Source organism: Pradoshia sp. Z4_20, from assembly GCF_058216035.1.
Genome location: NZ_JBZAJD010000001.1, coordinates 147,130 through 172,538, shown reverse-complemented (window position 1 = coordinate 172,538; position 25,409 = coordinate 147,130). Strand labels below are relative to the sequence as shown.

The 25,409-nt window shown below is 38.4% G+C and carries 24 protein-coding genes and 1 other annotated feature; of the genes, 1 reads left to right on the top strand and 23 read right to left on the bottom strand.

Features of this window, described 5'->3' with window-relative positions; translation table 11 throughout:
• The 15 genes from minC to AC4BHP_RS00695 all read right to left on the bottom strand — a co-directional run bounded on the left by minC (position 1) and on the right by AC4BHP_RS00695 (position 15,248).
• On the bottom strand, positions 1–684 hold the full coding sequence (gene minC, locus AC4BHP_RS00765) for a septum site-determining protein MinC (RefSeq protein ID WP_066105536.1): 684 nt from the start codon (positions 682–684) through the stop codon (positions 1–3).
• Between the two features lie 76 nt (positions 685–760).
• Complete coding sequence (gene mreD, locus AC4BHP_RS00760) at positions 761–1,276, bottom strand: rod shape-determining protein MreD (protein ID WP_490551087.1); 516 nt, start codon at positions 1,274–1,276, stop codon at positions 761–763.
• Entirely contained in the window at positions 1,273–2,145 is an 873-nt protein-coding gene (gene mreC, locus AC4BHP_RS00755; RefSeq protein WP_066105543.1) for a rod shape-determining protein MreC, read from the bottom strand. The genes mreD and mreC overlap by 4 nt, the downstream gene beginning before the upstream one ends.
• A gap of 55 nt (positions 2,146–2,200) precedes the next feature.
• Positions 2,201–3,217: a rod shape-determining protein gene (locus AC4BHP_RS00750; protein ID WP_066105546.1), complete on the bottom strand. Its 1,017-nt coding sequence runs from the start codon at positions 3,215–3,217 to the stop codon at positions 2,201–2,203.
• 162 nt (positions 3,218–3,379) lie between these two features.
• The gene (gene radC / locus AC4BHP_RS00745; protein WP_490551086.1) at positions 3,380–4,069 is read right to left on the bottom strand and encodes a RadC family protein; all 690 of its coding nucleotides are present in this window, start codon (positions 4,067–4,069) and stop codon (positions 3,380–3,382) included.
• Between the two features lie 37 nt (positions 4,070–4,106).
• Positions 4,107–4,715: a Maf family protein gene (locus tag AC4BHP_RS00740; protein ID WP_490551632.1), complete on the bottom strand. Its 609-nt coding sequence runs from the start codon at positions 4,713–4,715 to the stop codon at positions 4,107–4,109.
• 120 nt (positions 4,716–4,835) lie between these two features.
• Positions 4,836–5,792, bottom strand: a complete 957-nt coding sequence (locus AC4BHP_RS00735) for a hypothetical protein (RefSeq protein WP_066105555.1) — start codon at positions 5,790–5,792, stop codon at positions 4,836–4,838.
• Positions 5,793–5,887: 95 nt separating this feature from the next.
• The gene (locus tag AC4BHP_RS00730; protein WP_490551085.1) at positions 5,888–6,358 is read right to left on the bottom strand and encodes a type II secretion system protein; all 471 of its coding nucleotides are present in this window, start codon (positions 6,356–6,358) and stop codon (positions 5,888–5,890) included.
• Positions 6,359–6,452: 94 nt separating this feature from the next.
• On the bottom strand, positions 6,453–6,953 hold the full coding sequence (locus AC4BHP_RS00725; RefSeq protein ID WP_490551084.1) for a hypothetical protein: 501 nt from the start codon (positions 6,951–6,953) through the stop codon (positions 6,453–6,455).
• Positions 6,954–6,984: 31 nt separating this feature from the next.
• Positions 6,985–7,491, bottom strand: coding sequence for a type IV pilus biogenesis protein PilM (locus tag AC4BHP_RS00720; protein WP_077248078.1), 507 nt, complete (start codon positions 7,489–7,491; stop codon positions 6,985–6,987).
• A 245-nt stretch (positions 7,492–7,736) separates the two neighbouring features.
• Positions 7,737–7,946: a type IV pilus biogenesis protein PilM gene (locus AC4BHP_RS00715; RefSeq protein WP_077248080.1), complete on the bottom strand. Its 210-nt coding sequence runs from the start codon at positions 7,944–7,946 to the stop codon at positions 7,737–7,739.
• A 24-nt stretch (positions 7,947–7,970) separates the two neighbouring features.
• Positions 7,971–8,720 carry a prepilin peptidase gene (locus AC4BHP_RS00710; protein ID WP_066105695.1) on the bottom strand — a complete coding sequence of 250 codons (750 nt, stop codon included), beginning with the start codon at positions 8,718–8,720 and terminating at the stop codon, positions 7,971–7,973.
• A gap of 608 nt (positions 8,721–9,328) precedes the next feature.
• Entirely contained in the window at positions 9,329–11,050 is a 1,722-nt protein-coding gene (locus AC4BHP_RS00705) for a sensor domain-containing diguanylate cyclase (RefSeq protein ID WP_180350012.1), read from the bottom strand.
• A gap of 138 nt (positions 11,051–11,188) precedes the next feature.
• A complete protein-coding gene (locus AC4BHP_RS00700) occupies positions 11,189–12,499 on the bottom strand; it encodes a bifunctional folylpolyglutamate synthase/dihydrofolate synthase (protein ID WP_490551083.1) in 1,311 nt (436 codons plus the stop codon).
• Between the two features lie 97 nt (positions 12,500–12,596).
• Positions 12,597–15,248: a valine--tRNA ligase gene (locus tag AC4BHP_RS00695; protein WP_490551082.1), complete on the bottom strand. Its 2,652-nt coding sequence runs from the start codon at positions 15,246–15,248 to the stop codon at positions 12,597–12,599.
• A gap of 67 nt (positions 15,249–15,315) precedes the next feature.
• Positions 15,316–15,550 (bottom strand) — a binding site (T-box leader).
• 221 nt (positions 15,551–15,771) lie between these two features.
• Between AC4BHP_RS00695 and AC4BHP_RS00690 the strand changes: the two genes are divergently transcribed.
• Positions 15,772–15,963, top strand: a complete 192-nt coding sequence (locus tag AC4BHP_RS00690) for a YszA family small membrane protein (RefSeq protein ID WP_066105566.1) — start codon at positions 15,772–15,774, stop codon at positions 15,961–15,963.
• An 89-nt stretch (positions 15,964–16,052) separates the two neighbouring features.
• Here the strand turns inward: AC4BHP_RS00690 and ysxE are convergent, their stop codons facing one another.
• The 8 genes from ysxE to hemA form a co-directional block, all read right to left on the bottom strand.
• Complete coding sequence (gene ysxE, locus AC4BHP_RS00685) at positions 16,053–17,075, bottom strand: spore coat protein YsxE (RefSeq protein WP_140461961.1); 1,023 nt, start codon at positions 17,073–17,075, stop codon at positions 16,053–16,055.
• A 186-nt stretch (positions 17,076–17,261) separates the two neighbouring features.
• Positions 17,262–18,755 carry a LysM peptidoglycan-binding domain-containing protein gene (locus AC4BHP_RS00680; protein ID WP_139892628.1) on the bottom strand — a complete coding sequence of 498 codons (1,494 nt, stop codon included), beginning with the start codon at positions 18,753–18,755 and terminating at the stop codon, positions 17,262–17,264.
• Positions 18,756–19,026: 271 nt separating this feature from the next.
• The gene (hemL, locus tag AC4BHP_RS00675; RefSeq protein WP_066105575.1) at positions 19,027–20,316 is read right to left on the bottom strand and encodes a glutamate-1-semialdehyde 2,1-aminomutase; all 1,290 of its coding nucleotides are present in this window, start codon (positions 20,314–20,316) and stop codon (positions 19,027–19,029) included.
• Positions 20,317–20,343: 27 nt separating this feature from the next.
• Positions 20,344–21,333, bottom strand: a complete 990-nt coding sequence (hemB, locus tag AC4BHP_RS00670; RefSeq protein ID WP_490551081.1) for a porphobilinogen synthase — start codon at positions 21,331–21,333, stop codon at positions 20,344–20,346.
• A gap of 17 nt (positions 21,334–21,350) precedes the next feature.
• Positions 21,351–22,130: a uroporphyrinogen-III synthase gene (locus tag AC4BHP_RS00665; RefSeq protein ID WP_139892629.1), complete on the bottom strand. Its 780-nt coding sequence runs from the start codon at positions 22,128–22,130 to the stop codon at positions 21,351–21,353.
• Entirely contained in the window at positions 22,131–23,063 is a 933-nt protein-coding gene (gene hemC / locus AC4BHP_RS00660) for a hydroxymethylbilane synthase (protein ID WP_066105588.1), read from the bottom strand.
• Positions 23,064–23,076: 13 nt separating this feature from the next.
• On the bottom strand, positions 23,077–23,907 hold the full coding sequence (locus AC4BHP_RS00655) for a cytochrome C assembly family protein (RefSeq protein ID WP_066105591.1): 831 nt from the start codon (positions 23,905–23,907) through the stop codon (positions 23,077–23,079).
• Between the two features lie 15 nt (positions 23,908–23,922).
• Positions 23,923–25,287 carry a glutamyl-tRNA reductase gene (hemA, locus tag AC4BHP_RS00650; RefSeq protein WP_490551080.1) on the bottom strand — a complete coding sequence of 455 codons (1,365 nt, stop codon included), beginning with the start codon at positions 25,285–25,287 and terminating at the stop codon, positions 23,923–23,925.
• Positions 25,288–25,409 lie beyond the last annotated feature (122 nt).

The following is a 25,409-nucleotide window of genomic DNA, read 5'->3' as shown; positions in this document are numbered from 1 at the left end:
CTATACGCCCTCCTCAAATAAGGATAAATTAGGTCTCACTTTACATAAAACTTGTAATCTATCAAAAATCATCTCACCAGATTGATCTAAATAAGCACATTCCATTTTGTGGTCATCCTGCTCATCATAATCAAAAGAGTTATATAAAACATCTCCAATAACGATTTGGGATGGCTTAAACACAGATGCAGACACGACACATTCTTTATTGCCGTGTATACCTGCCAGCGCCTTCCCCCGCAGTGTACCCATAATAAAGATATTACCGCCGGCTTTAACGGTCGCACCGGGATTTACATCTCCTATTAAGAGCATGTCACCCTTCACTTCCAAAACTTGACCCGAACGGACAATCCTCACGATTTTTGTCACAGCCACTTCTTCAGCCAATCTTTTGGCTTCTTCATGCAAAATAACATTAGATTCAACATTATTTACAACCATGTATCCCTTTTTTTCTACTAAATCGACCAAAGCTTTCGCTTGTTCGTCCGTTAAATAACGATTACCGGTATGTATGGTGACATGAATACTTGATGTTGTTTCAATCGTTGAATTATGAATAGACAATTTTTCATCCAAATCTCTTAAAGCTTCAGAAATAGATGAATGATCATCAATCACAATCGTTAAACCTTGTTTACTTCCTTTGATCATAACATGCTGAATATTCTTCTTTCCCATGACGTCGTGCTCACCTCAATGCAATTTAATTCGACATGAGCGCTGACAATTCCTTTTTTTATAGAATCAATACCGTTTAATTATCTTCTTCAACAGTCCATTTTTTAATCCACTTAGCAAATACATAAGCGAACAGGAGTAGGAAGATTAGATTCAGAATTAAGGTAGGCAGCAATCTCATACGTGCAAATTCAATGAACGTCAATGAAGTATAACCAATTAAGGTATTCACCTCATAGACGATAATTTCTAAAATAGATATAGCAAGGAAACATACAGTTGAGACTATCCCAAGATTAATTTGCAGTACTTTCATCAGTTGAGTTGAGAAGTACACCATTAACGGCAAAGTGAATAAATAAACACCCAATACTTCTGTATAGACGACATCATAAAAGATTCCCATAACAAAAGCATATATGATTGCCATGTTCCTTTTTCCGTACACCCCTAAAAACACTAGAAAGATAATAATAAACCTTGGCACCAAGATGTAGGGTGTTGTATATAATTTCGCCGAAAATATTTCAACAAAAATCCCTTCAGATATAAAAACAAGGACAGCTAAAAGGAAGATTTTAAACCTTATCACAGGTCATCCCCCTCAGTGCTATCTGTATCTACAGTAGTCATTGTACGTTTTACAATCATTACGTTATTCAAATCATAGAAATTAGCTGCCGGCTTAACCAAAGCTGTTTGGGTTAATCCGTATTGATCGATAACGACCTCCTTAACCGTACCTATGACTAAACCTTCTGGGAACACCCCTCCAAGCCCGGATGTTGTCACATTCTCACCTTTTTTAATTTTAGCATCATAATGGAGACCTGTTAATAGCAAGGCTTGCTTATCTTCATCATATCCTTGGATAAATCCATATGATTTTTCTTTACTTTGCACCATTGCTGAAATACGGTTTTGCGGATCAAGAGCCGTCATTAATTGTACTGTAGAGGTAAATTGAGAAACACTTTTGACCTTTCCAATCAATCCCTCAGCAGTAATTACAGCCATATTTTTCTCAATCCCATTTACACTGCCCTTCGAGACCGTCAATGTTTCATGCCATCTCTCCGGACCTCTGCCAATGACAGTTGCATGAGAAACTGTATGATCACTTAAATCTTCTTTTTTCTTAAGTATATTGCTTAATTCCTCATTTTCTTTTTTCAAATCATATATCTCTGTTTCCAACTTCACATATTCTTCCAGGCGTGATTTAAGATTCTTATTTTCTTCATATGTATTCCTTAAATCTGAAAGATTCTCAAAAAAGCCCGCTACAGCAGAAGCGGGCTTATGGAAAATTGTTTGAACAAAGCCGGCCGAGTCCTTCATAAACTGTTCAGGCCAGCTCAATTCATCCCTTTCCCGAAGTGAGAACCCAATCAAAGCCACCAGAAAGATGATGCTAATCAGCAAGATAATCAATTTTTTGTTTAAGAAAAATTGTGGCATATCCTTGCTCCTCTATCATTATTATCCTCTTTCAGGATTTTTGCGTTCTATTATATTATCTTGAATCTTTTACTTTTGATTTGAACAAATGAATATGATCAAGTGCCTTACCAGTACCAATTGCTACACAATCCAATGGATTTTCAGCAATTAGAACAGGCATTTTTGTTTCTTCACTGATCACTTTATCCAGGTTGCGTAATAATGCGCCACCACCTGTTAGAACGATTCCGCGATCCATGATATCAGCAGCAAGCTCAGGCGGAGTTTTTTCAAGCGTATTTTTAACCGCATCTACAATCGCATACACTGTGTCATGAAGAGCTTTTGCAATTTCATCAGCAGTGATTTCAATTGTTTTTGGTAAGCCTGTTAATAAGTCACGGCCGCGAATCTCCATGTTTTCAATATCTTCAGGATCACCAGCTGAACCGATTTCAAGCTTAATAGCTTCAGAAGTTCGATCACCAATCATCAAATTGTAGTTTTTACGGATATAGTTAATAATCGCTTCATCCATTTCGTCTCCTGCGATACGAATAGATTGGCTAGTCACAATACCGCCCAAAGAAATAATCGCGACTTCAGTTGTACCGCCACCGATATCTACAACCATGCTGCCTGTTGGTTCCCAAACAGGTAAGTTTGCTCCAATAGCAGCTGCAAACGGTTCTTCAATTGTATAAGCATCACGTGCCCCGGCTTGTCTAGTTGCGTCAACAACAGCTCTCTCTTCAACGGCTGTAATTCCGGATGGAACACATACCATTACATATGGCTTACGTGCAAATAAACCTTGGTTTTTTAACGCTTGTTTCATATAATATTTCATCATGGTTGCAGTCGTATCATAATCAGCAATAACGCCATCTTTCATAGGGCGCAAAGCCACAACATTACCAGGTGTACGGCCAATCATATTTTTCGCATCATTACCGACAGCAACAATGGATTTTGTATCTGTTTGAAATGCAACAACGGAAGGCTCACGTACTACAATGCCTTTTCCTTTAACATAAACAAGTGTATTGGCGGTTCCTAAATCAATTCCTAAATCTCTATTTCCAAGCATCTTTTAATATCTCCCTTTCTGAAACATATTCCATATTAGGTACGAGTTTTTTTATTTTCTTTTTCATATCATAAAGTTAAGTTCTTCAGTAATGTAATGAAAAATAAATTCTTTAAAAAGCATACGTAATATTATAGCTCATCCTCATGTGAATTCCTAGTATTATAAATATCCTTTTTCTTTAAGACTTACATATTTTTTCTCTCCGATAACCAAATGGTCTAAAAGTTCTATTCCCATAATTTTCCCACATTCAGCTAGACGTTTGGTTACTTCTATATCTTCTCGACTTGGAGTGGGGTCTCCTGAAGGATGGTTATGCAAGCATATTATAGATGCTGCTGATCTGCGGAGAGCTTCTTTGAAGACTTCACGGGGATGGACAATTGAGGCGTTTAAACTGCCGATAAAGATTGATTGTTTATGGAGTATTTGGTTTTTCGTATTTAAATATATACATACAAAATGTTCCTGTGATAAAAAACGCATATCATTCATACAATAATTGGCACAGTCCTCTGGCGAACGAATCACGTACCTCTCTTCATTCGTCAAATTGCTGATTCTTCTTCCTAATTCCATAGCTGCAGCAAGCTGCACAGCTTTTGCTTCCCCAATACCTTTAATGCTAGTCATTTCTTCAATACTTGCCTCTTTCAAAAGACGCAGCCCGCCAAACTTAGCCAAAAGTTGGTTAGCCAGATTCATCACTGAATCTTCCTTTGTTCCAGTCCTTAAAAGAAGTGCCAGTAACTCTTGGTTTGACAGACTTTCCGGTCCAAATTGGATAAACCGTTCTCTTGGGCGATCATCCTTTGGATAGTCTCTTATCATGATTTGCGTTGTATCCATCCATATTCTCCATTCCATTGACGGAGTGAGGCTGTTCTTAAGGATGTACTAACTTTTCAAGTTCCCTCTTAAGTCTGGAAACCGGGAGCCCTACAACTGAGAAGTAGTCACCTTCGATTCTCTTCACCAGCAAGGAACCAAATCCCTGTATCCCGTAGGATCCCGCTTTGTCAAACGGTTCTCCGGTCAATACATATTGTTCAATTTCTTCTTTTTTTAATGGCCAAAATTCTACATCTGTTTTTTCATAAAACAAGATAGAATCTTGCCCTCTTAATAAGGCAACTCCTGTATAAACCTGGTGTACATTACCGGATAAACGATTCAGCATGGAAATTGCTTCATCTTTATTTTTCGGCTTACCAAGGATGTCACCATCCATTACTACAATCGTATCTGCGCCTATCACAACGGAATCACGGTTAGTTTCAGCGATAACAGTTGATTTTATGCGTGCTAATTCCATCACTATTTCGTGAGGATCCATTCCATCCTGATAGGTTTCGTCTGCATAACTTACTTTCACCTGAAATGGTGTGTTCAGCATTTCAAGCAATTCTTTTCTCCTTGGGGAAGAAGAAGCCAAGATTAAATCCAATCCTTTTCGCCACCTGCCATAAGAATTTATATAGATAGGGAGATACATATTCATCCTAACAGAATACGACACCATTCTCAATTCTTAAAGCAAAATAAAAAAGAGTACCCCGAAATGTGAAGTACCCTTTTAAACACAAATTGTATTTTTTATTTCCCGGAAAATACATTATAATCTATACCATTCATCAAAAAATTGCAGTATACATTTTTGAAGCTGCATTAAGGATGCTTCTTCTGGTTTAGATTGATAGGTAGACCAAGTTTTATTCATACTTTCACTTAAATTATGGAGATTTTGTAATTCTTTCGGAATATTCTCTAAATTAATAGACTTTATATCTGGCTTTTCTTTCGTTTCACTTTGTAATAGGCCCTCTGAAGCCAATTGTGTGTATTGACCGGTGTTGTGTATCATATTATGGATGACCTCTGTTTCTTTTGGTGTATAAGCTTTTTTTGTTTGGCCCTGAAAACGAATTTCCTTCCAATACGTATCGACACCTTCTCCTCTATATAAAAGTGCCAATTTCTTTGTATCCTGCAATGTAGCCGCTGCTCCTATATAAATAAAATATTTATCCTCCTGTTTAAGAATGATAGCAGGAATTCCATCCCCTTCAATAAGAGAGGCACGTTGTTCTGCTGCCTGTTTACTCGAGTAGACGCCGCCCTGAACGACAAAAGCATTCATATCCTTGACCATTTGCTTCTCTTCCTGAGGCGCTTGTTTATTGGAACCAAGCAAAGGAACAGAGTCCGGTACTTTAACAGTTTCCTCTCCGCCGCCGAATAGGACAATTTTTAAAATTACAACTCCAAATAATGTCCCGATTATAAGTGCTACCAATACAGGAATTCCTGCTGCAAGAACCGGTAATTTATTCATTTTTACATGGTCAAGAAAAGCCGTTTTTTGTGTCGGCTTTGTTTTTGCCTCGTTTTTTTTAACAGGTTTTTCTTCGGGTGCTGCCCAAAGAGACGGTTCTTGTTCATCCTCAACCGTGCTGGCAATTTCTTGGATCGTATCCAAAGTATCTGGATCTTCACTTGGAATCCATTTGTATTCCTTTTTTTCGCCATTTATGTTTACGATGATTGTTCGTTCCCGGGTTGGCTTATCCATTCCTTTGCCTCCGCGTTTTTTGTTCATCTTATCATTCTGTAAAAAAAAAAGAACAAGACTCTTGTCGTCTTGTCCAAAAAGGTTTCGCCAAATTTCTAGGATTCTCTATCCTCAACATGCTCTTCACGTATTTGATCAAGAGGCAACGGCAAATAATCTTCACCTTGCTTTTCACCGCATAATTTACGTTTCATTCCAATTAAACAGATGGATACCGCTTTCCCATCCTTAAATAGTACATAGGAATCTGTATGATTTAATCCCCATTTATCTCCTGTATCCGGACCAATGATGACATCTAAAAAACCTGAGGTAACAAGTTCGTTATATGTTACTGGATTTACTAACGGTTCTTTATTGAATTCTTTATTCTTATAATAAACCGTACTGGCATTACGCATGATATAGGCCTTAGAGACGAAGGCCTGCTTTCTCGCCTTTTGGATGACATCACCAATCACCAGGACAGCCATTGAAGCTATAATACCCAATATGACAATAACCGCCAATAACTCAATTAAGGTAGCTCCATTTTCATTAGACTTCCTATTTATATTCCTTATCATTTAACTCACAACCTGAATGCTTCTATTAAACTACTCATCATCTTTTTTTGAATCCTCATATACATCCGGTGCAATGCTTAATGGATTATCTTTATTAGCTGGAGGAGGCACCTCTATATCCGGCAATTGGTTTTGCAAATCTAATCGCATTCGTTATGATTTCAGTTGATGATAAATCCTTTAGATAATAGGCCGCTTCTTCTGCTTTATCAAACCGTACTTCGAGTTTAATAGCACCATTTTCCGCATAAGAAAAGGTTTCAATAAATCCTCGTTCCGACAAAAATCCAATCAAATGTTTTAAAAGAAGTACTGTTTTAACAGGGTATTGGTTTGCCCATTTAACCTTTTCTGTTAATTGAGCAACAGAATTGCTATTCTCCTGAGATACAACCTTCTGCTGTTCCCCTTCAATCATTTGAGCAGTCATTTCATATTCTTGTTCTAATGCATTCAACTGGCTTTGATTGCTCTGATATTGCCAAAAGTAAAGGATCCCGCAGAGAATACCGAGAAACACTGCAGATAAGATAATCAGGAGTACACCACGGTTTTTGCGCTCTTTTTTTGGCAGCAAGTTAATTTCTACAAGCATCATCTCACTCCTTTAAGAGCCAATCCCCCGGCTAAAAAAAGGACTCCGGCAATTCAGGTTCCTTATTGGTTTGTATATATCCCTTTGGAATACTCACCACAGTTTGATCATATCTATTTTTTATGTCAGTGATTACTTCAGTTAGATAAGGATGATCACCGGTTATGATTATTTTAGTGACCTGATGCTGCTCATGGCTTAAGGAATATTGATAAAAGCTTAGCACCCGATCAATTTCTGTATAAGTATCCTCCAACAATTGCATATAATCTTCTTTGTCACTGGAATATTCCATGATTTGCTGATCTTCATTTATACGCAATAGTTCCCATTCACTACTTTGCCCTGTAATAGGGATATTTTTCATAAAGATCGGCTTATCATTTACAAAAACACTTGTGTTGACGGTATGCAAATTAAATTCAATCAGTAAGAGATGGTCTTTCGAATCTCTTTTTCCTGCATGAAAAAACAGCCTGTACAGCGACAAAGGCGAAATATCTGCTTCTATAGGATAAAGCTGAGATTTTTCAAGCAAAGTGGCGTACTCCGATACCACCTCTTCTTCAGCAGCGAATAACAGAATTTCCTTTTTTCCTCCGTCTCTTCCAACAGAACCACATCAAAAATGGGTTCCTCAAATGGAAGATGTATACTCGTTCCCATTTCCAAATATAAGTAGCCCTTGATTTCATCATCTTTAATATCCTTTGGAATGGCAACCTTACGAATGACCAAACGGGAGTCTGGTACTAAAAACCGCACCTGACGTTTCTGTATTTTTCATTTAACAACACAATCACCTAAAATATCCTTTAGAAGGTCAAAATCAGTAATAATGCCGTCCTTTATAACACCGGCAGGTAAAAAATGCTCACCGCATTTATGAACAATCGGTGGGTCCAGCTGTTTAAGTTCTACATAACGAATCACATGGTCTTTTAATACCAGGTTCACAACCCGATTGCTGCCTGAAAATAAAGTAAAAGCCATTATAACTTCTCCCTTCCAAATCAATCACAAAAATTGTAAATACCAGTCTAGCAAGAACTCCCCAAAAAAGTAGGCCACCAGTGTACCAACGACGATGAACGGTCCAAATGGAATCGGCTTCCGCCGCTTCACAAGACCGATTAACATCCCAATGACTCCAAAGACAGCTCCAAAAAAGGTGGAGAATATAAAGGCGAGAATAACTCCCTTTACTCCCATCACAAATCCAATTAAACCGAATAATTTAATATCTCCGCCACCCATGCCGCCTTTGCTGATTACAGCGATAAAAAATGGGATTCCAAACCCGACAATAGCACCAGCTATACCGTCCCACCATGGGTCCAAAGGAATAAATACCCGAATAAACAAAAAAACAACTGTAAAAAACAGCAGAATTTTGTTCGGTATAAGCATGTACGTAATATCCGATATAAAAATAATGATCAGCAGGGAAATAAGTGCCCATGCCACAAACAATTCAGCAGTCCAGCCCAGCAGCATCGGAGCTGCCATAAATAGAATAGCCGTTGTCAGTTCCATCATCGGATAAATAGGTGAAATGCCCGCCTTACACTTACGGCACTTCCCCCCTTGAAACAAGTAAGACAATACAGGGATAAGCTCTATCGGTGTCAATGTATGGCCGCAGGCCGGACAAGCCGACCTCGGAGCCACAATCGATTCCTTCGCTGGAATCCTCAAACCTACCACATTATAAAATGAACCAAAGATGAGACCGGTGAGGAAGATTAAGAGATAGAGAGTAAACATTACAATCATGTAATATTTTCCATCTAATTCTTCTCGAAGTGCTACAAATTTTTTCATTGGCATTGACGTATATTCATATTGGGTATCCCCTAAAAGATCCTCAAGCTTTGTCGGGTAATAATTTTTATTATCGTAAATCTCCAAAACTCTTATTTTTGGAGTGCTTTCCGCTCCATGTGTTACGTTAGGAGCCTGCAATACCGTTGGAAATAAAATAATAATAGCAATTGCTAGTTTTAGCCGTCTTTTCATATACCCACCCCTCTACCCTGTATTTTAAATAGAATCTATTCTTCACTCATACAAATTACCTATATTATCACTTATTATACATTCTTTACCATTATATTGTATATTTTTCAATAAATTATCTGCTCTATTTATAAATATTAATCTTATAGGATATTGTTGATTTACAGAGATAGGTAGATTTAACCTCATCTTTTTATCAAAATAGTAATAAATCCTTGAATTACTTCGATTTCTCTTTCAAAACTTTTATCAGCTGTTCCATATATGAAACTCACTTCCAAACAAGTAGCTTTAGTCTATTTCTCTTGAACAAAAAAGACGTATTCCTCCTCTCTAGTAGTCGGAATACGTCTCTTTTATTTAATATATTGCGCCACTTTGTTACGTCCGGCGCGTTTTGCTCCTGTATACATAGCCCGGTCTGCATGACGGATTAATGAGTGAGGATCATCCGCATCAATTGGAGCGGTTGAAACTCCAATTGATGCAGTTACTCTTACATGAACCCTCCTGCTTTCACTACCTAAATCAGATACTAATTCATACGGCTTTGTTCCAATTTTTTGACGTACCAGTTCGGCAAATTTATAGCCTTCCTCCACTCCTGCACCAGGGAGGACAAGCACAAATTCTTCACCGCCATATCTGGCTGCAATCCCTTTAAATTGTACGAGTGAAGACAAACGTTCTGCTACCTGGCATAAAACTTCGTTCCCACCCAAATGTCCGTAAGAGTCATTTATTGACTTAAAGTGATCCAAGTCTATTAAGATAAGAGTTAATGTATCCAGCTTTCTTCCCCTTATCAGGATAAATTGTTCTTTTAAGTAATCTTCCAGAAAATAGTTGTTATATAGATTTGTTAAAGAGCAGCGTTCACTTTTGGCTTTTGTTTCTTCATAATGCTTCGCATTTTCAATAGCTGAAGCCAGATATGTAGAAAGAATATCTGCAATCGTTATCTGACTGTTTTCAAAAAAGTTTCTTTTCGAAGATATATGAAGGACAATCCCTTCCATTTGCTCTGCATTTAAAACCGGAACAATCAAGACGCTTTCTGCCCAATCAGGAATACCATGGTTTTCGTATTTCTTCAGGGAGGCAGAGCTCTGAATCAGCAATGTTTTTTTTGATTTCCATACTTCTCCTAACAAGCTGTCTGTTGCCGAGATTAAATTCAAATGGGGCATACCAGTCTCATTTTTACTTTCATAACGAACCATACGAAGGCGATTATTGGCTTTGCTATCCACACTAAGAATATAGGTTTCGTCCACTGGGAAAATCCTTGAAATTTCACCCAAAAATAAATCCAGTACTTGCTTGACTTCTAATCTTTCTGTCAATCTGTGACCAATTTGGCTCGCTTTTTGCAAATCTTCATTCATATGGTCAGCCCGATAATACAGTCTCATCACAAGAGCCAAACTCACAAGCGGTACGCCAACAATAATAATGGCTACCACCCCCAGCTCCTGATAGGTTGAATACAATAATAAACCGATTGGAAAGATGATAATACTGGATACGATATCCGCAACCTGATCTTTTGCAACAAACTCTACTTTTGCCTTATATACAAACACATCTATGAGTAAAGCACAAATAAAATTAGATAAGAACCAGACAATTTGGTGGATTACAATTAATGAAAATACACTTATATCCGATAAGTCCAAATTAGAATGCTGACCGCCAAGCAAATAATAGATTAATCCGCTTGTTAATGAATTAATAAAAAACATTAAAGAATTCATCGGAATGCGGAAAAGCTCATCCTTGCTTATTTTTATTCTATAGAGCAATGTTATTACTCCGATTTGCGAAAGGATTATTTCAACAAATAATCCGTACTCAAGGAATAGAGCCAAGGATACACCCTGAAGGAGAAAAATTGGCAATCCATTTATCATAATAGGGTAATACGTAATAATACAAAGCAGTAATAGGAACAGAAGAATATCAATCGAAAAAAAGCTTCCTAAAATAGGATACTCCGTATATGAAATATATAAACTTGCAGGGACGATCAATAACCAAAGTATCCAAATAATGAAGCGTTTTTGTTTTGTAACCATTACCGCCCCTCCGTTCAGGAATTTCATCCATCTTATGTCAAATTTTATCAAAAATTCTGACATCTGTCACACAAGTATTTACAAAAACAGGTCTTATGGAGGATTGTCATGAACATCATTACTTTTACATGAATTTAGTTATGACTTTCGAATAATTTCATTGACGATATATGGACGAATAGACGCCAAAAAATATAAAGAGCCTGTGACCAATAGCATATCTCTGTCTTTCATTTTGGCTAATATCTCATTTATTCCTTCTACCCAATCTTTTTTTACATCCTTATGAGGGTGTCGGCTATGTTTAAAAAGCTCCTCTGCCTCATTCATTCGTTCTAATGGAATCTCCGTAAAAGTTATACTTGCTGCCTTTTGTTCAATCATCTGAATCATCTTTGTATAATCCTTGTCCTTTAAGGCCGCAAACAAAATATGTATATCACAATTTGGGTAACGATCATCAATCGTTGAAAGCAGAGAGTTTATACCTGACACATTATGTGCGCCGTCCAGGATGATTAGCGGCTGGTTCGACACAATCTCAAAACGCCCTTTCCATCTGGCAGATGCCAGTCCTTTTCTGATACTTTCTTCCCGAATCGAAAAGCGATACGTTCCACTAAGTAATATTGAACTGATGACAGCAAGCGCTGCATTCTCAACTTGATGGCTTCCAAGCATGCTAATATGTAAATTCTCCAGTAAGTATTCTCGCCATTTAACCGTGAAAACTTCCTGATTTTTAGGGTGAGAGCGGTTCAAAATCTTAAATTCTTTTCCTAGCGTATATAAAGCAGCATTCATTTTCTCTGCCTGTTTTGTTAGGGGCTCTAATGCTTCCTCATCTTTTACACCTGTAACAACTGATGTTCCATTCTTGATAATACCTGCTTTCTCTGTTGCAATTTCACCCAAAGAATTTCCGAGAATGTTGGTATGCTCTAAAGAGATGCTGGTAATGATCTCCAAAAGCGGTTCAATTACATTAGTGGAATCAAGTCTCCCCCCAAGTCCGGTTTCAATAATAAGAATATCCGGTTGCTCATTTTTAAAATGCAGAAAAGCTAATATAGTCGTTACTTCAAAAGCAGTTAGATAATCCCCTTTTTGCTCTGATTCATTTATTACAGGGAGGAGGTAATTTAATAATTCAACTAGCTTATTGTCCGAAATCATTTCCTCATCAATCATAATTTGTTCGTTCAGCTTTTCAAGATAGGGAGATGTAAAGGTACCTACCCGGTAGCCCTCTGCCACCAAAATATGTTTTAAAAATGTAAGCGTAGAACCTTTGCCATTTGAGCCTGCTATATGTATACAAGGAATGCTGCGCTCCGGATTTCCCAATTTACGTAAGACTCTTTCCATTCTTTCCAGGCCAAAATCCATCCCAAGTTTTGCTGTACGGTCTGCAAGAAACTTCTCTGCCTGTTGATAATCCTGTATCATTTTTTTCACTCCTCAACCATTGCGCTATGTATTAGTATGACATGATTGAACAAAAACACCCTGTTCAAATGCTTCGAACAGGGCGCAATAAAATGTCTTAAGCCAATTCTTCTAAATCCTTCAGGCGGCTTTGTACAGCCTCACGTTTTTCAACATAGTCTGCCAGCTTCGCTTTTTCTTCTTCAATCACCTTTTCAGGCGCTTTTTTCATGAAGCCTTCATTGGATAGCTTTTTCTCAATTCTTTCTACTTCTTTTTTCCATTTTTCAAGTTCTTTTTGAAGACGTTTTTGTTCCTCTTCAATATTTAATAGACCATGCAATGGAAGAATTAATTCAACACCCGTTACGATAGCTGTCATCGCTTTATCATCAGCAGGGATGTCTGTACCAATTGTTAATTCCTCTGGATTACAGAAGCGCTCGATATAGCTGCTGTTTTTCTCAAGAACAGCTTGTGTTTCTGCATCTTTCGCCTTCAAAGAAAGCTTGATTTTTTTGCTGAGCGGCGTGTTCACTTCTGCGCGAATATTACGTACTGTACGAATGATTTCGACAAGCAATTTCATTTCATCAGAAGCTTTTTCATCCGTTAAGTCCGGATTTACAACAGGCCAAGATGCTGTTGTGATGGACTCCCCTTGGTGAGGAAGGTTCTGCCAAATTTCTTCAGTGATGAATGGCATAAATGGATGTAACAATCGCATCGTTTGATCCAATACGTACGCAAGGATAGAACGTGTTGTAAGTTTAGCTTCCTCGTCTTCTCCATATAGAGGGAGCTTCGCCATTTCAATATACCAATCACAGAAATCATCCCAAATGAAGTTGTATAATGCACGGCCAACTTCACCGAATTCATATTTATCTGCCAGTCTTGTTACAGTTTCAATCGTTTCGTTTAGACGAGTTAAAATCCATTTATCCGCAACTGATTTTTCGCCTGTTAAATCAATCTCTTCATATTTCAGCCCATTCATATTCATCAAGCAGAAACGGGATGCATTCCAAATTTTATTGGCAAAGTTCCAAACAGATTCTACTTTTTCATAGCTGAAACGTAAATCCTGACCTGGTGAGCTTCCAGTTGTTAAGAAATATCTTAATGAATCCGCACCATATTTCTCAATAACCTCCATTGGATCTACACCATTACCAAGAGATTTACTCATTTTCTTGCCATGCTCATCACGTACAAGTCCATGAATCAATACATCTTTGAATGGACGCTCTCCAGTGAATTCAAGTCCCTGGAAAATCATTCTTGATACCCAGAAGAAAATAATATCGTATCCAGTCACAAGAGCTGCTGTTGGATAATAACGTTTAAAGTCTTCTGAATCTGTATCAGGCCAGCCCATTGTGGAAAACGGCCATAACGCAGAACTGAACCATGTATCCAATACATCTGTATCCTGCGTCCAGTTTTCGATATCTGCAGGATCTTCCATTCCTACATGTACCTCGCCTGTTTCCTTATGGTACCAAGCCGGAATGCGGTGACCCCACCAAAGCTGTCTGGAGATACACCAGTCATGGATATTATCCATCCAATTCAAATATGTTTTCTCAAAGCGTTCCGGTACGAATTCTACTTTACCTTCAGTGGATTGCATTTCAATTGCACGCTCTGCCAATGGTCCCATTTTAACAAACCATTGTGTAGATAAATAAGGCTCTACAACAGATCCGCTTCTTTCAGAGTGTCCAACCTGATGGATATGCTCTTCAATTTTGAACAACACTCCCTGATCCTGAAGATCTTTCACAATTTGCTTACGGCAATCGAAACGGTCCATACCTTCATATTTGCCAGCCTTCGCGTTCATCGTTCCGTCTTCATTCATAACTAGAATGCGTTCAAGATTATGACGATTACCTACCTCGAAGTCATTAGGATCATGTGCTGGTGTAATTTTTACAACGCCGGAACCAAAATCCATCTCTACATAATCATCGCCAACAATCGGAATTTCTCTTCCTACGATTGGCAGGATAACCGTTTTTCCAATCAGGTGCTTATAACGGTCATCTTCCGGGTGAACTGCAACTGCTGTATCGCCAAGCATTGTTTCCGGACGAGTTGTCGCAACTTCAATATGCCCGCTGCCATCTGCAAGTGGGTAGCGCATATGATAAAAAGCACCCTTAACCTCTTTATGAATTACTTCAATATCAGAGATCGCTGTTTTTGTACTTGGATCCCAGTTAATAATATATTCACCGCGGTAAATAAGGCCTTTTTCATAAAGTTTTACAAACACTTCACGAACAGCTTTTGAAAGTCCCTCATCTAGAGTAAAGCGTTCACGAGAATAATCTAGGCCCAATCCAATTTTTGCCCATTGCTCACGGATATGGGATGCGTATTCCTCTTTCCATTTCCATGTTTCTTCAACAAATTTCTCACGTCCCAAATCATAACGTGAAACACCTTGATTGCGCAGTTTTTCTTCTACCTTCGCTTGAGTTGCGATTCCCGCATGGTCCATACCTGGCAGCCATAATACGTCATAACCCTGCATTCTCTTCATTCTTGTCAAAATATCCTGAAGCGCAGTATCCCATGCATGACCTAAATGCAGTTTACCCGTTACGTTTGGAGGAGGAATTACAATCGTATAAGGTTCTTTTTGTTTATCCTGTCCCGCTTCAAAGAATTTACCCTTTAACCACCAATCATAGCGTCCTTTTTCGATTGATTGAGGATCGTATTTGGTTGGCATACCAATATCCGTTTGTTGCTCCATTTTTCATTCTCCTTTACTTTCATAATTGGTGAAAAACGCAATAAAAAAACCGCTTCATCCTCTATATAAAAAGGACGAAACGGTATGTCTCGCGGTACCACCTTTGTTCCAATACAAATAACTGTTGTATCGGCACTTCATTTCGTTAACGGCTCTTCACCGGTTATCCGCTACTATTGACGTTCACGGAAACAGCTCCCGGGCGACCTTCTGCGATTACGGTTACTGAAGGAATCTTACAGCCGATGGATTCCTCTCTCTTACAGTCTTAATCACATACTCTTCCCATTCAAAGCTTTTCATTGTTATTTTGGTTTCTCATAATCGGAAATCATTTTTTAATACTGTTATCATACATAAGTATGCATCTACTCGTCAATCATTGTTTCCCATTTTTCTATATTTTATTCAAGCCTATGTCCAAGGTGTCATCGTCAATTCTCAGTCTTAGACGCTTTAAATATTACTGTACAGACACCCATTCAGGGGTAATTTTATATTCTATCATAAAGGGGGAATTTACATGCGAAAAAAGGTAACTCAATACAATATGCCTCCGTGGATTCGAAATACAAGAAATGTCTTACAGCAATTCTCCATTCCCTTTGCCGTTTTTCAAGGAATCCGGACATTCTTTTTTCCGACCACTTTTGATTTATTTCTGCTATTATTACTGATTGGTCTTGCTTTAGCCTTCCACTTTGATATTCTGTAATCTTTTATAACTATTCATTTAGACCAGGTAGGTTTGCCTGGTTTTTGTTTGATACAGCCTATCATTTTATTATGTTGATGCCATATCTTTTATTTCTCTTCCTTCGCCTTTTTGCTTTCTTCTATTTGTTCCATCCTCATAATAATATATTCAATGTTTTTTAATAACCAATACTGCCTTTGGAATCTTCGGCAAAATTGTATTTCATCCTGTTTACCTTTTTTTCTGGAGTATTGTTCTACTACCTTGATACAATTAGCCGGATAGGCTAAATAGGATAAGAATAAACGCAGCTCACCCTCCTTGTAGGGAAAATACTTCAGATAAAGATAGATCCACTCAACTATTTCTTCACCCTGGATTGGATAAGTTTTTAACTGCTTAACGACAAAAGGCAATAAGTCGAAATAGGCAGGTGCGGTTTTACTCTGTTCAAAATTGATAAAATGGCCATAACCATTTTCACTATATAAGAAATGATGAATTGAGATATTTCCATGGGTCACCACACTGCGTACTTTTTCTTCTTCCTTTGTTAGGTCAAACCACTCCTTCAGTTTATTTAAGGAATACGTCAGAGCCTGAGACAAGTCATAAAAGCACATACTAAACAACTGCTCAAACGGAGACATATACCACTTCTTTTCGATGGTTGTTACCATTTCACGAATAAATTCCTTTTGCTCCTCCCACTCCTTGACTGTTTTTTCATAATGCTCTTCCCGTTCCTCTTTCGTAATGTTAATTTCTTTGCCAGATAGCGTATGCATTCTTGCCAATTCCCTGAACATCTGCTGGTGTCGTTCTGCCCGTTCCTCTATATGTTCATCCGGCAGCCAAGGCATAAGGTAACTGATTTTATCATGAGTTAATACTCCATATCTGCCATCAACTGTTGGAAAAATCGGAACAATTCGGTTATATCCATTTTGATATAGGTTCTGCACATTTTTGATAAAATCAATGCCTTTGGTTGCCGGGATGGTTTTAATCGCAAATATACCATTGTTCGTATATACTTTTTTTACTTTTCCAAAATCCTCGTAAAATTCAAGTTCCAATTGATAGTTTCTTAGAAACTCAGATATCCACTCCTGATCTTTTCTTAACATTCCTCTGGCACCCTTTCTGCATGTGCCCTTTTTGGAAACCAATGAAATCTATTTCAGCTGCCCTATCATAAGTCATTATTTTTTAATGAGCTATGCAGCCATGTTTCTCACAGTTAAATTGCATTGTACTATTCCTATTAAAAAAGCAGAGCATATAATGCTGTGCTCTGCTGTTAACTAGACCTATTATTTATAAGAAGCAGCAGCTTCAGGAATATAAATTACCTGACCAGCTTTTAGATCGGATGTTAATTCCAACCCGTTTATTCTCGCGATATGCTGAACGCTCGTTTTATATCGATCTGCCAGAACATCAATATTTTCTCCATTTTGGACAATACAGACTCTTACTTTTGATTGTTGTGATTCTTCCTCCTCTGTAAATAAATCGTATAACAAAGATTTAGACTTACCTTCAGTTTGATCTTCGTTCTCCTTCCCATTCTTTCTTTTAGAATCAGACGATTGATACTTTTTCTCTACATACTGATTGGATGTTTGTTCTTTTTTCTGTTGACGTATGCGAGAAACATTTGTTTCCGGTTCTACTGCAGCTTTATTCAAATCTGGTGCTACATTCGCTTGAGATTGGTGCGGCTGTACTCTGTCATATTCAGGACTTTCCTCTTTTTCATATTCTGAACTTTCCTCTTTTTCATATTCTGAACTTTCCTCTTTTCCATACTCGGCAGTAAAAGGAACGACTTCCATTAATTCCGGAGGACCCTCATCAAATCTATTATCATATGGAATGGAAAAAGATTGGTTTTCATCTTTTTGCTTTTGTCTGTCAACTAATTGGTCCGGTTCAAAAGCAAAAGGGCTATAGTCCTTGTCTGTATGATCTGACTCATCATTCGGCTGTGTTTCTTCATAATCGGCTGGTTGATGCAGTCGGGGTGACAATTTAGTTTCAACATAAAAATGGTCATCCTGGTTATGATTACTCTCTATATAAGAAGTTGGGTTCTTGAGATAAATCTCAGGCGAATCTGCCAAATCCTCCTGCTCCTGATCCTCATCCTCAGAATTTTCCCGATATAAATGCACCTCTATCTGTTCTTCCTCTTGCTCATTATGGACTTCTGCCTGAATAGTAATCTCCTCTGCTGACTCCTCAAAATCTTCGTTGATTTTATTCCATGTATGAGTATGATGCTCTTCCTGAAATCGCCCGGATGTTCCATTTTGATAGTTTGAAGTCTCTTCCCGTTCCTCTGTCTCTGTCACTTGCGTCTGCTCTTCAGGCAAATTATCGTAAACTCCACCAATCCATAAATCTGCTCTAATTTGCAGATATCCCTTTTCTGGCAGCTTATAATCAAAGGTATGCACACCTATATTAAGCTCATCCATTTCCCGAACTCTTTCTGCAGGAATCGTTATATCTACAGGAAATTGCTGATGGAATTCAAATAAATGATGCTCCCTTTGTTCGATTACAGAAACATAGCGCCGAAACGGATCTTCTGCTCCTTCTTCCTGTCCTGTTGCCTCAGTGGCCTTATATTCCCCCATTAAATCCAGAGTTCCTTTAAGAATCACATACTGTTCTACTTGATGAGCTGAAACATTTGGTTCAAGCGAAATGGAATACAGTTCCTCAACTTCCTGTCCCCTTTGAAACCACACACTCTCTTCTAATGAAAATCGTAATGACGATGCATGATCCTCAGACACCCAATTTCCTCCCTTCAGCCCTTTTCATCTAAATGCCATTATCAGCCTATGCTGCAGATACAGAAAATATGTGCTTTGTTAAACGTATGTCTGGAGAATAAAAAAATTCCCCCGAGAGCATACTCGGGGGAATCTACTAATCACTTTATCTCATTCAAACTGGAGCATGGACTCTCGCCTAAAACAAAGGTAAGCAGCAGTAAGAAGTCGATTAGTTCAACTAATGCTCCGTGTGGAATGAAAGTAATTCCTCAACGGACATTGTTTCACTTTATCGTTTAATTGCTTTAAACGCTTTTTGGGCAGCCTGTATAGTCTTTTGAATATCTTCATTACTATGTTCAACTGAAAGAAAGATTCCTTCAAATTGAGAAGGCGGCAAGAATACACCATTTTCCGCCATTTCTTTATAATAATTCGCAAAAAATTGAAGATCTGATTGTTTTGCAGACTCGTAATCTTTAACCTGTTCATTAGTAAAGAAGAAGCCAATCATAGACCCTGCTCGATTACACGTTAAAGGTACTTGGTAGGTTTCAGCTGCTTCCTTAAACCCTGCCTCTAAGAGATCTGCTTTTTTAGTAAACTCTTTATACGTATCCTCATTAAGCTGGATTAACGTTTCATAACCGGCTGTCATCGCAATCGGATTTCCTGATAATGTACCGGCTTGATAGATGGAACCGCTTGGCGCAATTTGGCTCATGATCTCTTTTTTACCGCCGAATGCTCCTACTGGAAGTCCTCCGCCAATTACTTTTCCTAGACAAGTTAAATCTGGAGTAACATCGAAATGACCTTGCGCACATTGATAATCAACACGGAAACCGGTCATAACTTCGTCAAAGACTAATAAAGAACCGTGATTTTCAGTAATTTCTCTTAATCCCTGCAAGAAGCCTGGCAGTGGAGGGACTACTCCCATATTTCCCGCAACTGGCTCTACAATTACAGCTGCTATATCTTCGCCATATTGGTCAAAAGCAAGTTTTACACTCTCAAGATCATTGTATGGAACTGTAATGGTATTTCGCGCAACGCCCTCTGGAACACCAGGGCTATCTGGCAAACCAAGTGTAGCAACTCCTGAACCTGCTTTGATAAGCAATGAATCTCCATGTCCGTGATAACATCCTTCAAATTTAAGGATCTTATCTCGTCCTGTATATCCTCGTGCCAGACGAAGTGCGCTCATGGTTGCTTCTGTACCGGAGGAAACCATCCGTATCATTTCAATTGATGGGACACGATCAATTACAAGCTGTGCCAATTTATTTTCCATTAAAGTTGGAGCACCAAAGCTTGTACCAGTTTCAGCAACCTTTTTAATCGCCTCTACTACCCGGTCATTTGCATGGCCAAGAATCAGCGGTCCCCAGGAAAGAACATAATCAATATATTCATTGCCATCAATATCATAGATTTTTGAACCCTTTCCTCTTTCCATAAAAATCGGATCCATATTTACAGATTTAAAAGCACGGACAGGGCTGTTTACGCCGCCCGGCAATAAATTGATGGATTCCTGGAATGCTTTCTTAGAATTTTCATATGAACGCATATGCTGCAATCTCCTTTATATATGGAATTAATTTGATTCTTTTAACCATTTTGCTGCATCTTTTGCAAAGTAAGTAATGATTAAATCTACACCGGCACGTTTCATACCAGTTAGCATTTCCATCACAATAGCTTTTTCGTCAATCCAGCCATTTGCACCAGCTGCTTTAACCATGGAATACTCTCCACTTACATTATAAGCTACAAGAGGCAGATTTACTGTATTCTTCACATCGCGAATGATATCGAGGAAAGCAAGAGCTGGCTTCACAATGATAAAATCCGCTCCCTCCTGAACGTCTGATTCAGCTTCACGCAAGGCTTCAATACGGTTGGCATAATCCATTTGATAGGATTTTCTATCACCAAATTGAGGTGCTCCGTTTGCTGCTTCACGGAATGGACCATAAAATGCGGATGCATATTTAACGGCATAGGACATGATTGGAATGTGCTGATACCCTGATTCATCAAGACCCTGGCGAATCGCAGCCACAAATCCATCCATCATATTGGAAGGAGCAATAATATCCGCTCCTGCTTCCGCCTGGCTGACAGCTGTTTTAACCAAAAGCTCCAGACTTTCGTCGTTTAAGATTTCACTATTTTCAACCATACCGCAGTGACCGTGGCTTGTATATTCACATAAACATGTATCAGCTACAACAAGAATTTCAGGATAGTTTTCTTTTACAAAACGAATCCCTTTTTGAACAATCCCATGGGTATGAAAAGCGCCTGTCCCGCATTCATCCTTATTTTCCTCATCCGGTACTCCAAAGAGAATGACAGATTTGATACCAAGTGAAGCCACTTCATCCATTTCCTCTTTCAAACGATCCATGGAAAATTGATAGATTCCTGGCATAGAAGTAACGGGGTTCTTTTCATTTGTACCTTCCGTAATAAAAATCGGATAAATAAAGTCTTCTACATGTAAATGTGTTTCACGCACAAGCGCTCTCATAGATTCATTTCTTCTTAATCTTCTGTGTCGATTAAATTCAATATTGGCCATTTTAAGGTCCTCCTATATTACGAATAATACTGCCTTAATTCTTTCATCATTTCATCTACGGTATATTGCTCCGGACATAATGTGACAGCCACGCCCAGTTCTTCGGCTCTTTTCCTCGTGACCGGTCCGATTGCAACTGTCACTTTATCTATCAAACAGTCAAATAAATGATGTTTTTTCACGGTCTTCATAAAATGATTTACTGTCGAAGGGCTCGTAAATAATAGAATATCTATCTTTTTATTTGTAAGTACATCCACCAAGGCTTGTTCACTGTCTTCTGGCATACGGTTGCTGTAAATAACGGACTCCTCTGTATGTATACCTGCAGCTATCAGCCCATTAAATAGATAATCTCTCGCCAAATCACCCTTTATAATGAGCACAGATTCGCTCGTATCCACTACTTCCAGAAACGCAGGCAAAAAAGATTCAGCTACATATTTCGGTGGGATAAAAGTAGGCTGCAGACCATGTTCCTGCAAGGCTGCTTTCGTTTTTTTACCAATGGCTGCTATTTTAGGATAGATTCCTTCAAATTCCATTTCGTTCAGCATCTCACAAAATAGATCAACACCCGGCTTGCTTGTGAAAACGATCCAATCAAAAGATTCCAGCCTGCTCAGCTTTTCTTTTACTGATTCAAGCCTATCTGCATCAACCTTTTGAAACGAAAGAAGAGGCACCTTAATTGGTACCCCTCCATGCTCAGCAATCATGGCACACAATTGTTCGGCCTGCGCTTCTTCTCTTGTAACCAATACGCCTTTACCCGAAAGAAACAAGGAATGCTTCATTTAGCTTTCCATCTCCTCTTTAACCTTTTCAATTAAAGTCTTTGCTCCCCGTTCGATTAGGCGATTGGCAGCTGTTATACCTAAGCTTTCAGGATCATCTCCTGAAATTTGTTCACGATAAATGGTACGCCCATCAGGCGTTCCGACGAGTGCCTGGAATTGTAAGGTCCCTTTTTCGTCTTTATATGCAAAACCTGCAATTGGAACCTGACAGCCACCCTCCATTTTATTGAGGAAGACACGCTCCGCTGTAACAGCTTCTTTTGTATCCTGACAAGTTAATTTAGCTAATTCCTGCAATAGCTCATGATCGTCTGCTCTGCATTCAATCGCCAGCGCCCCTTGGCCAACTGCAGGTATGCAAGTATCTTCATCAAGGAAATCACTGACAACATCCTTTTTCCAGCCTAATCTCGAAAGACCTGCTGCCGCCAATACGATTGCATCATATTCTTCATCTTTTAATTTTTGAATACGTGTATCCACATTCCCTCTAATCCACTTGATTGTTAAATCCGGACGTTTTGCCAACAATTGAGCACTTCTTCTTAAGCTGCTTGTACCGACAATCGCACCTTCCGGAAGTTCTGCAAGCGTTAGATTATTTTTTGAAATCAACACATCACGATGATCCTCACGCTCTGGAATACAGCCAATTGTTAACCCTTCTGGAAGCTCTGCCGGCATGTCTTTCATGCTATGAATGGCCATATCAATTTCCCCATCTAGCATGGCTTGTTCGATTTCTTTTACAAAAAGACCTTTTCCTCCGACCTTAGAGAGAGTTACGTCTAAAATCCTGTCACCCTTTGTCACAATTTCTTTCAATTCAAATTCAAACGGTAATCCCAGATTTTTCAGCTGGTCAATAACCCAATTAGATTGTGTCAATGCTAATTTACTTCTACGTGAACCGATAATGATTTTTCTCATGATTTACCCTCCATCAATAGACATGAAATGCTGATATGCTGCCGAAAAAGAAGAAATTCACTAGCACTAACAAGAATGAACCAATATTCCAATAAGCGAGTGATTTCCCATAAATCCGGTTGTTAACTTTAAGATATAAATAGATTCCATATATAATTAGGCAGGCAAATGAGCCAAGAATTTTACTATCATACCAATTAATATCCGAAACGATTATATAGGCCCATTCAAGACCTAGTATTAATGATAATAATAACAGAGGTACACCGATTGCTACCAGTATATAAGACAGCTGTTCCAGTTTCGCCAGATCTCCCAGCCTGTTCAGCCTTTTCCCCCATTTCTTTCGCTTTAATAAATCGTACTGTATTAGATACAAAATTGAAAAGACAAAGGAAAGAGCAAACGCTGCATAAGATAGAATGGCAACTGTAATATGAATCATGGATAGCTCAGATAACACCTTAGTTTGCGCTTCTGCCGTAGAATAGGATTCTAATGTTGAGAATATATGAATGACCATCAAACCAAACCCTATTACATTTGTAAAAAACATAAAAAAATCTGTCCGTATTATCCGGTTTAGGATGAGTGAAAAGGTAATCAATATCCACACGTAAAAATATAATCCTTCAAATAAGGTAAGAACCGGGAATCTTCCCACTTCAAACATATATAGACATAAAAAAATTGTTTGCATCAACCAAACAATCGAAAGAAACCAGAAGGCTGCCTTATGAGCCTTCCGATTATTTTGTAAAAAATCTATGAAATAGAATAAGACACTAAGTCCATATAATATAATTGTAATTTCTTGCAATCTATTTAAATTAATATCAATCATATATCCCATCCTTGCTTAATATGGTTGTGACACCACTTTCAAGACAGGTCTATTTTGCTGGACCGATGTTTTAGATTGGAATGGCATTGCCGCCTTAAATTCCTGTTCTTCTACAAGCTCCTCAATATTGAAGATCGAGACAAATGCCTGTAAAGCAGCCTCTGGATTCTTCATTTCTGCCATATCTTTTGCATAAAGAATCGGATCTTTAAGCATCTGATTAATGATGCTCTTCGTATGCTTATTAATAACCTTCCATTCTCTTTCACTTAGGCCTGGTAATTTACGCTGCATACTCTCCATTGTTTCTACCTGAATATCTAATGCTTTCTCGCGCAATGCAGAAATCACAGGAACAACACCAAGCATTTTGATCCATTGATTGAATTCAACCAGCTCACTTTCAATCATGATCATAATTTGTTCTGCTGCTTCTTTTCTTTCTGCCAGGTTCGCCTGAACGATACCTTCTAAATCGTCTATATCATAAAGAAAGACGCTGTCCAGTTCCATTAGTTTAGGATCTAAATCACGCGGTACGGCAATATCAACCATAAAAATCGGACGGCCTTTTCTTAAAATGTTGATATTTTCCATCATTTCTTTTGTAATTACATATTCCTTTGATCCAGTCGAACTGATTAATATATCTGCATCAAGCAGGGCACATTGCAATTCCTGAAGCATTTTTGCCTGTCCAGAGAATTTAGATGCCAATATTTCGGCTTTTTCCAAGGTTCTGTTAATTACCGTTACTTGATTGGCACCATTGCTATATAAATTTTCAATGGCAAGCTGGCCCATTTTCCCGGCACCGACTACGAGGATTTTCTTATCCTGAAGCGAACCAAAGATTTTTTTACCAAGCTCAACCGCTGCATAGCTGATTGATACCGCATTTTTATTGATTTCCGTTTCAGAGTGAGCTTTTTTGGCAAGCGTAATCACCCGTTTAAACAGATTATTAAACAATACTCCGACGGTATTTTCTTCCTGTGCCTGCTGGAAGCTTTTCTTCACCTGTCCAAGTATTTGAGTTTCTCCCAATACCATGGAGTTCAATCCACAGGCAACCTGGAATAAATGATTAACTGCTCCGTCCTGCTCATAAACATATAAATAGGAGGAAAGTTCATTTTGGTCAACCGCGAACCACTCTGCTAAAAATTCTTTAATATAATATCTGCCCGTGTGCAGCTGATCCACTACTGCATAAACCTCTGTCCGATTACAGGTGGAAACAATGATATTTTCAAGGATACTTTTTTTCTTACTTAATGATTTCATCGCTTCCGGCAGCTGTCCCAATTCAAAACTGACTTTTTCACGGATTTCAACAGGAGCAGTTTTGTAATTAAGACCGACAACAATTATATGCATTTCCCCTGTCACACCCCCATCTGAGCATATTCTTTTGCAAGTATATCATTGGTGTATATGAAAAATTTTCCACAAATTGTGAACATTATCGTAACTCTATATCAATTAAACATGTAAATGAG

Bases quoted from the DNA above. Each gene is read 5' to 3' on its own strand.
- hemA (WP_490551080.1), bottom strand. From the start codon at position 25,287: ATGCATATAATTGTTGTCGGTCTTAATTACAAAACTGCTCCTGTTGAA.
- hemC (WP_066105588.1), bottom strand. From the start codon at position 23,063: ATGAGAAAAATCATTATCGGTTCACGTAGAAGTAAATTAGCATTGACA.
- AC4BHP_RS00740 (WP_490551632.1), bottom strand. From the start codon at position 4,715: ATGTATCTCCCTATCTATATAAATTCTTATGGCAGGTGGCGAAAAGGA.
- AC4BHP_RS00715 (WP_077248080.1), bottom strand. From the start codon at position 7,946: ATGGCTTTTACTTTATTTTCAGGCAGCAATCGGGTTGTGAACCTGGTA.
- AC4BHP_RS00730 (WP_490551085.1), bottom strand. From the start codon at position 6,358: ATGATAAGGAATATAAATAGGAAGTCTAATGAAAATGGAGCTACCTTA.
- hemL (WP_066105575.1), bottom strand. From the start codon at position 20,316: ATGCGTTCATATGAAAATTCTAAGAAAGCATTCCAGGAATCCATCAAT.
- AC4BHP_RS00690 (WP_066105566.1), top strand. From the start codon at position 15,772: ATGCGAAAAAAGGTAACTCAATACAATATGCCTCCGTGGATTCGAAAT.
- AC4BHP_RS00700 (WP_490551083.1), bottom strand. From the start codon at position 12,499: ATGATACAGGATTATCAACAGGCAGAGAAGTTTCTTGCAGACCGTACA.
- radC (WP_490551086.1), bottom strand. From the start codon at position 4,069: ATGGATACAACGCAAATCATGATAAGAGACTATCCAAAGGATGATCGC.
- ysxE (WP_140461961.1), bottom strand. From the start codon at position 17,075: ATGTTAAGAAAAGATCAGGAGTGGATATCTGAGTTTCTAAGAAACTAT.
- AC4BHP_RS00710 (WP_066105695.1), bottom strand. From the start codon at position 8,720: ATGTTTACTCTCTATCTCTTAATCTTCCTCACCGGTCTCATCTTTGGT.
- AC4BHP_RS00735 (WP_066105555.1), bottom strand. From the start codon at position 5,792: ATGGATAAGCCAACCCGGGAACGAACAATCATCGTAAACATAAATGGC.
- minC (WP_066105536.1), bottom strand. From the start codon at position 684: ATGGGAAAGAAGAATATTCAGCATGTTATGATCAAAGGAAGTAAACAA.
- mreC (WP_066105543.1), bottom strand. From the start codon at position 2,145: ATGCCACAATTTTTCTTAAACAAAAAATTGATTATCTTGCTGATTAGC.
- AC4BHP_RS00665 (WP_139892629.1), bottom strand. From the start codon at position 22,130: ATGAAGCATTCCTTGTTTCTTTCGGGTAAAGGCGTATTGGTTACAAGA.
- AC4BHP_RS00655 (WP_066105591.1), bottom strand. From the start codon at position 23,907: ATGATTGATATTAATTTAAATAGATTGCAAGAAATTACAATTATATTA.
- hemB (WP_490551081.1), bottom strand. From the start codon at position 21,333: ATGGCCAATATTGAATTTAATCGACACAGAAGATTAAGAAGAAATGAA.
- AC4BHP_RS00725 (WP_490551084.1), bottom strand. From the start codon at position 6,953: ATGCTTGTAGAAATTAACTTGCTGCCAAAAAAAGAGCGCAAAAACCGT.
- AC4BHP_RS00750 (WP_066105546.1), bottom strand. From the start codon at position 3,217: ATGCTTGGAAATAGAGATTTAGGAATTGATTTAGGAACCGCCAATACA.
- AC4BHP_RS00695 (WP_490551082.1), bottom strand. From the start codon at position 15,248: ATGGAGCAACAAACGGATATTGGTATGCCAACCAAATACGATCCTCAA.
- AC4BHP_RS00705 (WP_180350012.1), bottom strand. From the start codon at position 11,050: ATGGTTACAAAACAAAAACGCTTCATTATTTGGATACTTTGGTTATTG.